Origin of the sequence: Alkalicoccobacillus murimartini (genome assembly GCF_030813245.1) — a bacterium.
Lineage (GTDB): Bacteria > Bacillota > Bacilli > Bacillales > Bacillaceae_D > Alkalicoccobacillus > Alkalicoccobacillus murimartini.
This window is the reverse complement of record NZ_JAUSUA010000002.1, coordinates 789694-804611: the sequence shown is the minus strand read 5'-3', so window position 1 is coordinate 804611 and position 14918 is coordinate 789694. Positions and strand designations below refer to the sequence as shown.

At 38.7% G+C, this 14918-nt stretch carries 12 protein-coding genes; 9 read left to right on the top strand and 3 right to left on the bottom strand.

Annotated features, from left to right (window positions below; all coding sequences use genetic code 11):
* Window positions 1-83: 83 nt before the first annotated feature.
* Window positions 84-791: a GntR family transcriptional regulator gene (locus J2S05_RS10365; protein ID WP_306982488.1), complete on the bottom strand. Its 708-nt coding sequence runs from the start codon at window positions 789-791 to the stop codon at window positions 84-86.
* A 106-nt stretch (window positions 792-897) separates the two neighbouring features.
* On the bottom strand, window positions 898-2097 hold the full coding sequence (locus tag J2S05_RS10360) for an enolase C-terminal domain-like protein (RefSeq protein WP_306982486.1): 1200 nt from the start codon (window positions 2095-2097) through the stop codon (window positions 898-900).
* 309 nt (window positions 2098-2406) lie between these two features.
* Between J2S05_RS10360 and J2S05_RS10355 the strand changes: the two genes are divergently transcribed.
* The 4 genes from J2S05_RS10355 to J2S05_RS10340 all read left to right on the top strand — a co-directional run bounded on the left by J2S05_RS10355 (window position 2407) and on the right by J2S05_RS10340 (window position 8405).
* A complete protein-coding gene (locus J2S05_RS10355) occupies window positions 2407-3771 on the top strand; it encodes a PTS transporter subunit EIIC (RefSeq protein WP_306982485.1) in 1365 nt (454 codons plus the stop codon).
* 223 nt (window positions 3772-3994) lie between these two features.
* Window positions 3995-4849 carry a PRD domain-containing protein gene (locus J2S05_RS10350; RefSeq protein ID WP_306982483.1) on the top strand — a complete coding sequence of 285 codons (855 nt, stop codon included), beginning with the start codon at window positions 3995-3997 and terminating at the stop codon, window positions 4847-4849.
* Window positions 4850-4951: 102 nt separating this feature from the next.
* Complete coding sequence (locus J2S05_RS10345) at window positions 4952-6868, top strand: beta-glucoside-specific PTS transporter subunit IIABC (RefSeq protein ID WP_306982482.1); 1917 nt, start codon at window positions 4952-4954, stop codon at window positions 6866-6868.
* Between the two features lie 70 nt (window positions 6869-6938).
* Window positions 6939-8405, top strand: coding sequence for a glycoside hydrolase family 1 protein (locus J2S05_RS10340; RefSeq protein WP_306982480.1), 1467 nt, complete (start codon window positions 6939-6941; stop codon window positions 8403-8405).
* 739 nt (window positions 8406-9144) lie between these two features.
* Here J2S05_RS10340 and J2S05_RS10335 read toward each other — a convergent pair.
* Window positions 9145-9747 carry an NADPH-dependent FMN reductase gene (locus J2S05_RS10335; RefSeq protein ID WP_306982478.1) on the bottom strand — a complete coding sequence of 201 codons (603 nt, stop codon included), beginning with the start codon at window positions 9745-9747 and terminating at the stop codon, window positions 9145-9147.
* A gap of 195 nt (window positions 9748-9942) precedes the next feature.
* On the opposite strand from J2S05_RS10335, the gene J2S05_RS10330 reads away from it, so the two are divergent.
* The 5 genes from J2S05_RS10330 (at window position 9943) to J2S05_RS10310 (ending at window position 14918) form a co-directional block, all read left to right on the top strand.
* Window positions 9943-10272, top strand: a complete 330-nt coding sequence (locus J2S05_RS10330) for a winged helix-turn-helix transcriptional regulator (protein WP_306982476.1) — start codon at window positions 9943-9945, stop codon at window positions 10270-10272.
* Window positions 10273-10331: 59 nt separating this feature from the next.
* Window positions 10332-11009, top strand: a complete 678-nt coding sequence (locus J2S05_RS10325; RefSeq protein WP_306982678.1) for a response regulator transcription factor — start codon at window positions 10332-10334, stop codon at window positions 11007-11009.
* An 11-nt stretch (window positions 11010-11020) separates the two neighbouring features.
* Complete coding sequence (locus J2S05_RS10320; protein WP_306982474.1) at window positions 11021-12058, top strand: sensor histidine kinase; 1038 nt, start codon at window positions 11021-11023, stop codon at window positions 12056-12058.
* A 161-nt stretch (window positions 12059-12219) separates the two neighbouring features.
* Window positions 12220-12999, top strand: coding sequence for an ABC transporter ATP-binding protein (locus tag J2S05_RS10315; protein ID WP_306982473.1), 780 nt, complete (start codon window positions 12220-12222; stop codon window positions 12997-12999).
* Entirely contained in the window at window positions 12996-14918 is a 1923-nt protein-coding gene (locus tag J2S05_RS10310) for an FtsX-like permease family protein (RefSeq protein WP_306982471.1), read from the top strand. Before J2S05_RS10315 ends, J2S05_RS10310 begins: the two co-directional genes overlap by 4 nt.

Here is a 14918-nt window from a genome sequence, read left to right as displayed (position 1 = left end):
AAAGAGAACACCAACAGAAAAAATAGTGAATCTACCTCAATAGCTGAACAAATAGGGTGCGATCGGTTTTATCATAGTGTCTTTTACTCCAACCTTTGCTGGTGGTTATGACTGTTAAATGGTGTGAAATAGGAAACGGTGTAATCAAGATTAATGAGTTCGCTGTATTCGAATACGCGACCATCACTTAAAATGCCTCGATTCATAATTTTCATCGCAGGTAGACCCTTTTTACAGTTCAGCAGAGCTGCGTCTTCTTTAGTAACAGAAACGGCACTATAGGTTGTGATGAAATGAGAGATCTGGTAACCGCACTGTTGTACGTAGTTATGAACAGACTTAGCTAAGATTTGTTCATTGAGATCAGGGAATAATTGATAGGGAAGTAGAGATGTCTCTATTTGTACCTTTTGGTAATCTACTATTCGAATTCGCTTATACTCCCAAAGTTCTTGGTTTTTTAGATCAAATGTTTTTTCAAGTGAAGGATTAGCTTCGACTTTTTTTAGATGAATAATTTTCGACTCGATTTCATTAAATTTCTTCTCAGTTAAGGAGTTATAAATGAGAGGACTTTTATATTTTGTATCCGTCACAAAAATACCTGAGCCTTGGATGACACGAACGCAGCCTATGTTAAGAAGCTTTTTAATGGCGTGACGAATCGTATAGCGAGAGACCTGATACTGTTCGGCAAGATCTCTTTCGGTCGGAAGCTTTTCGCCAGGTTGATATTTATTTTGATAGATCTTGCTAAGGAGATCATCCGAAACAAACTCAGTTTTAGTCATAGTTACCCCTCTATATCAGGTTACAATTCGTTTATTTTATTCTATCAAAAAAGAGCCGTTCCCAAAAGTCAGCTGATGCTGCTGTATTGGGAATAGGCTCTTTTTATTATGGTGTATGAATTGTTCCGTTTGGCACTCTTGATTGTGTCCATTCGTGTTTTCGATAGACAACAGGATATTCTGTTGCCAACTCTTCGTCAAAATCAACGCCAATACCAATTCGTTCAATCGGATAAATATATCCACTTTCTACTTCCACAGAGTGTGGGAACATCTTTTTGATGGTCTCTCCCGGTTCTTGCACCTCTTGAATGGCTGCATTATGAAGGTGAATATTCAGGTGAGTATTCACAGCTACCCCAATTGGCGTCATATCAGACGGGCCATGCCATGCAATTTGTACACCAAATGCATCACATAGGGCTGCTAACTTCAGAGCTGGTGTGATCCCGCCAATTTGTGAGACGTGACAGCGAATATAATCAATTTTTCTGTTTACAATGAGTTCCTTCCACTCCATTGGATTGTTAAACAACTCTCCTGTGGCAATAGGAGTTGTACACTGGCTTCTTAACTGTGTTAACCATTCATTTTGGTTAGGTGGAAGGATGTCTTCCAAGAAAAATAGCTTATAGGGCTCTAAATCTTTGGCGAGCTGAATGGCTTGGTTAGGTGATAGACGCTCATGTACATCATGTAGAAAATGAATGTCATATCCATAATTTTCTCGCAATGCTTTGAACATGCGTACTACATCTTTAACATAGATGTCTGGATCGTAGTATTCGCCCTCCATTAATGTGTGGGGCAGATGCATGTCATGGTTTTTACCGCCATACAGTCCAAGCTGACATCGTATGTGTTTAAAACCACGTTGAATAAGCTTGTCCACATTTGCAAACAGTTCATCTAGAGTTAATCCATCCGCATGACTATACGTCGCGATCGCGCTTTTAGATTTCCCTCCAAATAATTGATATAGAGGCATGTTGGCTAGCTTTGCTTTAATATCCCAAAGGGCCATATCTACTCCTGCAATGGCATTATTTAAGATAGGGCCGTTTCTCCAATAGGAATTTACCATCATCATTTGCCATAGGTCTTCAATATCATGTGCGTTTCGATTTAGTAAAAGAGGTTTTAGGTACTCTTCAACGACCATCTGAACAGGTAGGGGTCTTTGTTGAAAGGTTGCACATCCGTAACCAGTTACACCTTCACTTGTTTCAACTTTAACAACAACTAAATTATGTCGCTGTGGATTTGTTACAAACGCTTCTACATTTGTAATCAGATTAGGCTTCATTATACATACTCCTTTACATTCGAATGATGGAAACGCTCGAATGAGTTTATACTATATTGAAATACTAAATGATATTCTTAATTAATTTGATTAAAGCATACCGTTTTTACCCAGTCAATTTGGTTAGATTTTATGTGCGTAATTTCGATATTTACCATACCAATCTGTGAAATAATCGTTGTAAACCTTTATATATCAACGTTTGTTAATATTATTGGTATTTTTTAAACCGTTTTCAAAATTAGAGGCTTATGCTACGATTACCGTGTAAAGATGATCATCTAATTGAGTAGAAGGAAGGCTGGCAGTATGAATGAAAAAGAGAACGTCAAACATATTATTAAATATGTAGGCGGAGAAGATAATATTAAAAAAGTATGGCATTGTATGACAAGACTTCGATTTGATCTTTATGATTTCTCGAAAATAAATAGAGAAGAGATAAAAGCACTTGAAGGAGTAATGGGAGACCAGCTGACGAATGATCAATATCAAATTGTCATCGGTACACATGTTCAAAAAGTCCATGAAGCTTTAACGAATGAGCTTAATATAGAAGAGAATTCAGAACAAAGCCAATCGGCATCAACGAAGAAAAAAGGATTTTTTGGTGCGTTGCTTGATGTTGTCTCAGGTGTATTTGGGCCAATTGTTCCAGCGATAGCTGGAGCTGGGATGATTAAAGGGATATTGGCAGGATTAATTGCTCTTGAGGTATTAAACGCTGAGAGTGATGCAGTGATCATTCTTGATTTAGTTGCAAGCGCAGTCTTTTATTTTCTACCGTTTTTCTTAGCGGCATCTGCTGCGAATATCTTTAAAACCAATCAATATCTCGCACTTGCGGTTGCTGGTGGATTTATGTATCCATCCCTACTTGATGCAGCAAAATTAGGTGAGATTAGCCAGTTTACTTTTATAGGGCTACCGGTACCAGTTATTAATTATAGTGCCACCGTTATCCCGATTATTTTATCAATATGGGCGTTAAGTTATATCCAAAAGTACGTGGATAAATTTATGCCAAATGTGCTTCGAACGGTTTTTACACCAACGGTAACGTTGTTTATCGCGATCCCACTTGCATTAATTGTAACGGGTCCACTTGGCGCATATATGGGGGGCTTGCTTGCATCATTTATTGAGATGCTCTTTAGTTTATCTGCTATTCTCGCGGGAACTGTAGTAGGTGGAATACGCCCAATTGCTATCGTATTTGGAATGCATCATGCCATGACACCGATTGCCTTACAAAATTTCGCCGACAATGGTTTTGATATGATGATGCCAATGTTCTTAATGACAAATATGGCGATAGCGGGGGCAACATTCGCGGTATTCTTTAAAGTGAAAAACAAAAAAGAAAAATCGGTCATTTTATCTGCTGCCATATCTGCATTACTTGGAATCACAGAGCCAGCATTGTTTGGAGTCTTAATTAAACATAGGAAGGCCTTTATAGCATGTACGGTTGCAAGCATGATTGGTGCTACGTTCTTTGCACTATTAGGTGTTCGAATCTATGGGTATATCTTATCGAGTATCGTTAGTCTTGTAGCGTATGTCGGTCCATATTTCTGGTATGCCATTATTGGAGTCATACTCACATTATCAATTGGCTTTGCCATAACGTTCTTCTCATTAAAAAGTAGAGAAGTGAATGAGAAGCAGTAACATGTGTAGCTGAAGGGATTTTATCCTTTCAGCTCTTTTTATTAAATATAATTCTTATTGAAAGAGATTGACATCGTTTACATCGGGATGTATAGTATGGGTACAACAATATATTAGGATTGTTACTGATTCGATCAGGCATTACCTATGTTAAGAACACACTTTTTTTAAATGTGTTTTTAAGATGGGATTTTGTTGTGTTATGAGATATGGAGGACATTCCATGAAATTCACTAAAGCATTCAATAATAATGTGGCACTGGTTAAAGATTCATCTGGAGTAGAATGGATTGTAATGGGCACTGGTGTTGGATACCAAAAGAATAAGGGAGACTCCATTCCTGAGGAGAGTATCCGTCGCAAGTTTGTTGCTGAGCAATCGTCAACTCGAAAGCCGTTGCTGCAGGTATTGGATGAAATTGATTCTGAGGTCCTTGATGTTTCAGTTGAAATTATCAAAAATGCAGAAGCACAGCTGGGCGTTACATTTAATAATAATATCTATCTAACTCTTGCCGATCACCTGAACTTTGCCGTAAAACGAGCAAATGAACGGGTAGATTATGCAGATACAAACCGTTGGGAAGTTAAGAACCTATACCCAAAGGAATATGAATCAGCCAAAAGTGCCATTCGTCAGGTGTTTGATCGTCTTGATGTGTTGCTTCCAAAAAGTGAAGAGACCTTTATTACGTATCACTTTGTAAATGGACAACAGGCAAAAAAGACAAAGATTGAAGAAACACTAAAGATGACAGAGGTTATTAATCGCATCATAGAAATTGTTCAATATCATTTTCAAATTGAGCTTGATGAAGATTCATTAAATTACACGAGATTTATTACGCACCTTCGCTATTTCTTTATCCGGCAATTCAAGCAAGACCAAACGGAGCAGGAAGAAGTAGATATTACTCTTCTTGAGCTAGTGAAGACTAAGTACGCAAAGGCCTATCAGGCGGTGGAGAAAATTTCAAGCCTGCTTGAGAAGAAGTATGGCTGGAGCTTAACTTCTAATGAACGACTTTATTTAACTCTTCATGTATGGCGTGTGACAAATAGGCAAATAACTAAATAGATCACGGCGGATTGTTACTGATATTATCAGGCATTACCCAAATGGAACGAGCCACTGGCCGTCTGTTTGGGTATTTTTTATGGAAAAAAAGGGGGATTTACCATGTCGAAGTATAAAGAAATTGCAGAAAAAGTTCTAGGGAATGTTGGCGGTGCAAGTAATGTAGACCAAGCATGGCATTGTATTACACGTCTTCGCTTTAACCTTCACGATAAAGGAAAAGTAGATATGGAATCGATCAAACGAATTGATGGGGTGCTTGGTGCACAGTTTTCAGGAGATCAATTCCAAGTGATTGTCGGTAATAAAGTATCAGATGTCTTTGCTGAACTGGAGCCAATGGTTGAAGGTGGTGGATCCGGTAGTGGTGGAGAGAAAAAAGGTGAAAAGCAGGGCATTGTCTCTGCAACAATGGACTTTATCTCTGGTGTGTTTACACCGATCTTGCCTGCACTTGCTGGGGCAGGTTTACTAAAAGGTTTTCTTGCCTTATTTGTAACACTAGGCTGGATGAATAACGCGGGTGATACGTACGCAATCTTAAATGCAATTGGGGACAGCGTATTCTACTTCCTACCGTTCTTCTTAGCCGTTTCTGCTGCTCGTAAGGTGAAAACGAATGAATACCTAGCGCTAATTATTGCTGGTACTTTGATGTATCCAACATTTATTGATGCGGCAAATGGTATTACAGACGTAACAAGTTTTTCGATATTTGGTTTAAGTTTCATATCGATTCCAGTTTTGAATTATTCATCAAGTGTAGTTCCAATTATCCTTGCGGTGCTTCTTCTTAAATACGTATACAATGCCGTTAAGAAAGTCATTCCGTCCGTTGTTTCATTAATGTTCTCACCAATGATTACATTTTTAATTGTTCTACCGATTACTCTTTGGTTAATTGGTCCGCTTGGAACAAACCTTGGTGAAGGACTTTCGACAATATTTGTTTACTTATTTGACGTCGCTGGACCTGTTGCTGGTCTATTACTTGGTGGGTTTATGCCACTTATCATTATGACAGGTATGCATTATGCGTTTGTGCCGATTGCTATTCAAAACATTAACAACAATGGAACGGATACATTCCTGCAACCAATGATGTTTATCAGTAACTTGGCTCAAGCAGGAGCGTCATTTGGTGTAGCTGTTCGATCAAAAAATAAAGCGATGAAACAGTTAGCTGTATCTTCAGGTATTTCTGCAATGATTGGAATTACCGAGCCTGCTATGTATGGGGTTAACATGAAACTGAAAAAACCATTTATTTATGCAATGATCTCAAGTGGTATTCTTGGCGCATTTGCTGGATGGTATGGTTTTAAAGCCTTTGCTCTTGGTGGTCTAGTTGGTGTCTTTTCTATTCCTGTTTTCGCAGATCCAAGTGGGGCTACAGCTCCATTGGTTATTGCATTAATTTTGTTTGTATTGTCACTTGTTATACCGTTTATCCTGACGATGGTGTTTGGATTTAAAGATATTCCTGAAGAAGGACAAAAAGAAGAAGCACCTGCCGCAACTGATGAGAAAAAAGAATCAGCTGGAGTTACAGGTACTCAAACGCAAACGGTTGTCCAATCTCCATTAAAAGGAGAGTTGGTTCCATTAAAAGATCTATCAGACCCGACATTTGCTCAAGAAATTATGGGTAAAGGGATTGCCATTGAACCAAGTGAAAACCATATTGTCGCACCTGTATCTGGAACCGTTATGGTACTACCTGATTCCCAGCATGCTATTGGTATTAAAGGGGATAATGGTGAAGAGATTCTGATTCATATTGGAATTGATACCGTATCATTAAAAGGTCAGCATTTTAATGCATTAGTAAAAGCAGAAGATCGAATTGAAGTGGGTCAAAAACTGATTGAATTTGATCGTGAAGCAATTAAAGCAGCGAATATTCAAACGGTGACAATGATTATTGTAACGAACACACCTGATTATTTAGATGTGTTAAGCATTAACGATTCTGGTCCTGTTTTTGAAGGCGAACAATTATTAACATTAGTTAGATGATCATTTAACTTTGGGGGCTGCAGAGCAGTAGCCTCCAATGATTATAGAAAGAGAAAGGGACGTGGAGAAGATGACTAAAGCAATCAAAGGATTCAAACCAGATTTTCTATGGGGAGGCGCTACAGCGGCTAACCAAGTAGAGGGTGCGTTTGATCAAGATGGTAAAGGGCTATCAACTGCTGATATGGTCCCGTTTGTTCCAAAAGAGAAGCGTGGACTGAATTTTGCTATTGACGTCAATTCTGAATATATAGATGATGTATTAGCTGGAAAGATCCAAGATCGTTACCCAAAACGTGATGGAATTGATTTCTATCATCATTATAAAGAAGATATCGCTCTATTTGCAGAGCTTGGATTTAAAGTGTTCCGTGTATCAATTAACTGGTCTCGTATCTTTCCAAACGGTGATGATGCACAACCGAACGAAGCGGGGCTTCAGTTCTACGAGAATGTCTTTAATGAATTAAAAAAACATAACATTGAGCCACTTGTTACGTTGTCTCATTACGAAACGCCACTTGGACTTACTCTTAAGTATAATGGGTGGTATAGCCGTGAAGTGATTGAGTTTTATACACGATATGCTGAAACAGTCTTCACTCGTTATAAGGATCTTGTGAAGTATTGGTTGACGTTTAATGAAATTAACGTAATCACTCATAGCCCATACACGGGCGGTGGCGTGCTTATTGATAAAATTCCAGGGAAAACAAGCGACCAAATCGCGTATCAAGCTGTACACCATCAATTTATAGCAAGTGCTTTAGCTACAAAGCTTGCTCATGAAATCATTCCTGGTTCACAAGTAGGTTGTATGCTTGCTCGTATGCAAACATATCCAGTAACGAACCACCCGGATGATATCCTAAAAGCTCAGCATGATAATGATTTAAACTTGTTCTTTACAGATGTACATGCAAAAGGGGAATATCCATCTTATATGGACCGCCACTTTGCAGATAATGATATCGTAGTGAACAAAGAAGAAGGCGACGATGAAATCCTTAAGAACCACCCAGTTGATTTCATCTCGTTCAGCTACTATATGTCTATGTCTGTCACAACACAGGGTGAGCAAGAAGAGACTGCTGGTAACTTGGTTAAAGGTGCAGTTAAAAACCAATACCTTGAATCCTCAGATTGGGGATGGCAGATTGACCCTAAAGGGCTGCGCGTAACTTTACGTGATTTCCATAATCGCTATGGTAAGCCACTCTTTATTGTTGAGAATGGTTTAGGAGCCTATGATAAAGTGGAAGAAGACGGTTCAATTCATGACCAATATCGTATTGATTACTTAAGCAAGCACATCGAACAAATGAAAGAAGCAGTAAAAGATGGTGTGGACTTAATGGGTTATACGGCATGGGGACCAATTGACCTCATCAGCTTCTCAACGTCTGAAATGTCTAAACGCTACGGTTTCATCTATGTGGATCAAGATGATCTAGGAAATGGAACACTTAAACGTTCTAAGAAGGATTCGTTTGCTTGGTATCAGAATGTAATTAAAACAAATGGTGAAGAACTGTAAGAACTAATATCAGACTGTATGACGAGTGATCGTCATACAGTTTTTTTGTTATTTCACAAGCTACGCCGTTATATCAAGAGGAATGTTTCTGAAATCAAGATGGATAGAGAACGACCAAGAGATAGAGGTCGGGACCAAGAGCAATCACAAATGGATCAAGACAGATGGAGATTTAGTAAGACGGAAAGGGTGACACCAAGAGAGGTCGCTGTGAAATCAAGATGGAGCCGGTTTTATCAAGAGGCTAGGAGCAATACTAAAAGATAAGTAAGTTCTATCAAGAGGAAAGTAGAAGATACCAAGAAGCTAAGCTCTCACAAGCTAATTCAAATGCCTTTCGGAATAAAAATGACCATTTTTATAAACCTTATTGGACTTTTAGGTCTTACAAATAGGAAATGCTAAAGAAGTAAGACGGATAGAAGATGAACCAAGAGGAAAAGAGCGACACCAAGAGCAATCGATGCAAAATCAAGAAGGATGGAGATTTAGCAAGAAAGTGAAGTCGATAGCAAGAAAATTTGATGTGGCATCAAGACAGAGTGGATATTATCAAGGAGAAGAGCATGTTGCCAAGACCTACTCTAGGTTTATCAAGAGAACCCCCTCTCCTAGCAAGATCTCTATGTCAATTAGTTTACATTCAACGATCTCTGCACTTAAACTCCAAAAAACTAAAGGCGACCTGACATTCAAACATGTCTAGGTCGCCTTTTTATTAAAAGCTTATCTTCATATATTACTTGCGAATCGTTTTTAAAGCTGTGCTCCACTCATTTACTTCATCAAGCATTGCTGTGATGTTAGCATGGTGAAGGTCCTGTGGCTTAAAGTCCTGCCCATTCTCAAAATCCAAGAATAGTGAAAGTGTTGGGTGAGTGCGTACATCAGCAACTTTTAGCTCTCCTAGAATTCCACGTAGGTGCTCTGCTGCACGTGCTCCGCCTGTTGAACCGTAGCTGACGATACCAGCCGCTTTGTTATACCATGCATCACGAGCAAAGTCTAATGCATTTTTTAATGAACCTGAGATGCTGTGGTTGTATTCTTGAGCGATGAAAACAAATCCATCAAGGCTAGCTAGCTTTTCATTCCATGCTGCGATTCCTGGCTCTGTTCCATCCGTTGTACCAAGGAACGGAAGCTCATATTCCGCTATATCTACGATTTCATACGTCGCATCTCCACGTTCGTCAGCGAGCTTTTTCACCCATTCTCCTACTTGAGGGCTTACGCGTCCTTGTCTTGTACTTCCTAGGATAATTCCAATCTTCAATGATTCTTGTGCCATGTTTACTTCCTCCTTTTGGTCATTGCCAAATAACTTTTTTAAGAAACTCATGTGTGATGCACCGCCTGCGATATATATTCTAAAGTTGTAAAACGTATGTCTAGTTACTCAAATTAAATCTTGTAAGTAACTTACTTTATGTAAGTAATTATATTTTTATTACTTAATGGTGTCAAGTAACTTTATTATAAAAAGTAATTTATTTTTCACTGAACGGGTATATAATAGAGGTAAGGAGTGATTGAAATGGATACGACAATTTGTCCAAGATTTGAAAAAGCAATGGGAATCCTAAGTCAGAGGTGGACTGGCTTAATCATTTATCAGCTCTTACCTGGACCTCAGCGCTTTTGTAATATTGAATCCTCCATGGCTGTCAGCGGCAGAGTCCTTTCAGAGCGACTTAAAGATTTAGAAGCTGAAGGAATCGTCAAACGTAATGTTATTCCAGAAACTCCTGTTCGGATTGAATATTCATTAACAGAAAAGGGCCTTGCGCTTGAACCTATAATGAAAGAAATGGAAAAGTATGCTGAGACGTGGATGGAGATAGAGGAAAAGACAGAGCTCATCTGAGGAAAGGGTTCTGATCGTTAGTATAGAAAGTGTTTAGGGAGGAGGAAAACAACTTGAATATGAATATCTTTATTATTGAGGATGACGCTCATCTCTTAGATGCTCTTAGAGAAGGGTTAAGTCAGTGGTCATACGAGGTAAGTAATCCCAATGATTTCTCTCAAGTGATGGAGGATTTTGTTGAGCAGCGACCTCACCTAGTCATGATTGATATACAGCTTCCTAAGTTTGACGGCTTTCATTGGTGCAGAGAAATACGGGCAGTGTCAAAAGTTCCTATAATCTTTCTTTCATCAAGAGATCATCCAATGGATATGGTGATGGCCATGAATTTAGGGGCAGATGATTATGTTCAAAAGCCTTTTCATATGGATGTCCTTCTCGCAAAAATTCAGGCGATGCTTCGTCGAACCTATACGTATGAAGAAGCCTCCTCCGATGTCATTGAATGGAATCAAGCCATCATTGACTTAAAGAAGGGTGGAATCTATAAGGATGGGAAAACGATTGATCTGACAAAAAATGAATTTTTTATTCTTTCTGTATTGATTAAATCAAATAATGAGATTATCTCGCGTCATGAATTGATGAAAATGCTTTGGGATGATGATCAATTTATTAATGACAATACGCTTACTGCCAACATTACAAGGTTACGCCAAAAGCTCCTCTCTTTAAATTTAGCCGATGGAATTGTGACGAAAAAAGGGCTTGGATATATGGCCGTCACACTTTAGGAGGGTCAGATTTGTTTATCGCTTATCTTTTTTATAAAAAGAGTTGGATTGGCTTATTGGGTTTAGTCCTTCTACTAACAAACGCTTTACTTGTATTTGATGCGGGTATTCATGTTGAACCTTACTCGATCGTTTATTTGAATGTGTTGTTTCTAATTACTTGTGTCGTTTTTTTTATCTGGAGATATAAAAAGGAAACGTCCTATTATAAATCATTGCTTACACTTTCTGATGACCTGGGAGATGACTGGTTTGAACGTATGCCTCCTCCTCGTTATCAGTTTCCAGACCGTATTGTATATAAGCTTTTAGAAAACATTTATGAGCAAGATCAAAAAAAACGACATGAGGATCAATCCACGCAACAAATGGACCATAATGATCTTGTATCATGGGTCCATGAAATGAAAACACCTCTTACAGCGATGAAGATAACGATTGATGCTCATCGTTCAAATGAGTTAGCTCAAAGGCTCCAAACAAATTGGCTTAAGATCCACCTATTACTTGACCGACAACTTTATATTTCAAGATTAGCCAACTCAGACTCAGACTTACTGCCGGAAGAGTTAAAAGTAAACGATTTGCTAAGAGAAGAGATTAGGGAGCTTTCAACTTGGTGTATGGAAAAAAATATAGCCATAGATCTAACGGGAAACACCTCATCTACCGCTTTCACGGATAAAAAGTCGGGTGGATTTGTCATGCGACAGGTTCTAACAAATGCGATTAAATACAGTCCTACGAATGGAATAATCGTCATTAATGTGGATTCCGATTCAAATCAATCTACTGTCGTAACCATTAAAGATGACGGACCGGGCATTCAAGCGCATGATTTACCTCGTATATTTGATCGGGGCTTTACAGGGGAAAATGGTCGAGTGCAGCATACAGCTACCGGAATGGGGCTTTATCTTGCAAAAGAAATAAGTAAGAAGTTACATATACAAATTGATGTTTCTTCAACTGTTGGCGAAGGTACATCCATTTCATTACTATTTACACGCAAAAATTCATTTGAACAGATTAGGCAATCAGTATTATAAGATAGACCTTACCGAAGTAGCCAGGTTATTACCTGACTACTTTTTATTTGTGTAGGTGACAAAAATATCACATTCAAACCTGTTTTATCATCTAAAGCTTACGACCTAGAGTTAGAAAAGAACTATACTGTGTCTATACCAACTTGATTGGAGTGGAAGAGATGACGTTAGACAAGACACCTAAAACCATTTTAATGGCTGAAGGAGTACGTAAATCCTTTGGTTCAAAGGGAAATGCCCAGCAAGTCTTAAAAGGAATCGATCTTCGTGTGACAGAAGGTGAGTTTGTTGGCATCATGGGACCTTCAGGCTCAGGTAAGACAACGCTTCTTAACACGTTAGCCACGATTGATCGTGCTACGGATGGACGTATTTTCATAAACGAGCACGAGATTTCAAAAATGAAGGATAGCCAACTTTCAAGTATTCGCCGCAAGCATTTAGGCTTTATTTTTCAGGATTACAATTTGCTTGATACATTAACGGTAAAAGAAAATATATTACTTCCTGTTTCGTTAACAAAAATTAGCAAGGATGAGGCTGAGTCAGAGTTTAACTCCATTGCAGAGATCTTGGATATCCATGAATTAGCGAATAAGTACCCCTCTGAAATTTCAGGTGGCCAAAAGCAACGAACTTCGGCTGCACGGGCATTAATTCATTCGCCCTCCATTGTGTTTGCTGATGAGCCTACCGGTGCACTTGATTCAAAAGCCGCCTCGAATTTATTAGAGAACATGCACGAGATAAACCAAGCACGACAAGTAACCATTATCATGGTCACTCATGATCCGTTAGCATCGAGCTATTGTAACCGGGTTGTATTTTTAAAGGATGGTCGCGTTTTCTCTGAGTTACATCGAGGGGATAAAACAAGAGAAGCTTTTTTTAAGGACATTCTAGACATGCAAGCCGTTCTTGGAGGAGGCGATCAAAGATGACCACACAGAAGTTGTTATTTCGAAGCATTCGAAAGAACATCAAAATGTATTACCTCTATTTCTTTGCGATGATTTTTAGCATAAGTTTGTATTTTATCTTTTCTACCCTACAAAATGACGAGACCGTTGTTACGATGGTTGAAGCTAGCGTGAACTTCTCAACAGCATTTCAAATCGCTGGAATATTACTCATTCTCATTACCATTGTGTTTACGATGTACGCTACGAATATTTTTATTAGAAGGCGTAGTCAAGAAATTGGATTGTATCAGTTAATTGGCTTGTCTAAGGCTTGGGTCGCTCGGGTACTGATCTTGGAACACACGATTCTTGGCATAGGAGCTTTATTCATTGGATTGCTAGTTGGAGCTTTGCTCTCGCGACTCTTTCTTTTACTCTTTATGAACTTAATAGGTTTCGAAGCTGTCATTGGCTTACCCTTCTCCGGTCAAGCAGTCATCCAAACACTGGCCGTTTTTATTTGCCTAATTGTTGTCACATCCGTACAAATTACTTGGACGGTTTATCGTAGTACACTACTGCAATTGTTTCAGGCAAATAATAAAAATGATGACTTTGTCAAACGTCCAAGCATTGTTTCAGGCATTTTAGGATTAACAGGATTAGTTCTAATAGGGGTTGGTTATTATGTGTCTACCTTAATCATAGACAATGCAGATATGCTGATGTTTCTTATGTTAGTCGTTCTCGCTAGTACCATACTCGGAACTTATTTAATCTTCCATACGACAATAAGCTGGGTATTATATGTGTTTCGAAAAAAGAAAAATGGAAATCTAGGCTTGTATAATAGCTTGTCGGTAGCGCCATTAATGCACAGAATGAAAGGTCACGCCAATTCGTTAACCTTAATCACTGTATTATCTGCTATGACGATCACAATGATTTCACTTTCCTACTCCTTGTATTATTCAACCGAAAAAGATGTGAGATTGGCGATGCCTTTTGATTTTGCAGTAGAAAATATGCAGGAGGAAGCCGCTATCATTTCAAGCGGGTTGGAAGAGGAGCAAATTGAATTTGATCAAAATCAACTAGATTCCATACGATTTGATGGCACATGGATGGAGCAGGATTCTAATGTAGAAGATCGTCTAGGAACGTTTATGCTTTTCTCGGCAGAGCAGATGGCGCAGGCTGGATTAGATGTTGAGATTCCCAAAGACGGTGAAGCCATCTATTATAATACGCGGGCTATTATAGAAGGAATAGATATTTCATTTCCGAAAGACGTGCAGTACGCATCAAATGATGAAGCTGATCGATTAATAGTCTCCGAGTTTATGCTTGAAAACGTGATGAATTACAGATTTTATGGCGAGCAGCTACTTGTTTCTGAAGAAACCTTTAAGAGATTGAGTGATAGTATTCAGGAGGATGAGTACACAGAATTTTTGACCTTTGATGTGTTTCAATTATTGGATACGGAGAAATCAGATACGGCCTCTGACATTTTTCTAGCGAATGTGGATAGTGATCAGTATATCACTGACTTTTATTCCGCATACGAGGGATCTATTCAAACCTTTGGGCTCTTCATTTTCATCGCTGGCTTATTAGGCTTTGTGTTTATCCTTTCAACGGGAAGTATCTTGTACTTTAAACAAATGACAGAGGCTGAACAAGAAAAAGCCCATTATCGAACACTACGACAACTTGGATTTCAAGTGAACGACATGATGAAAGGGATCATCCGTAAGCAACTCTTTGTTTATTTGATTCCTCTGGTCATTGGGTTAGTACACGCTGCTTTTGCTCTTAACGTAGGTTCTGTTCTCATGGCTTCAAGTATGCTCACGCCAATCATCATTAGTATGGTAGCGTATATTCTCATCTACTTACTATTTGCTGTGTTCACTGTTCAATATTACAAAAGCATTGTTAAAAGTGCTTTATAG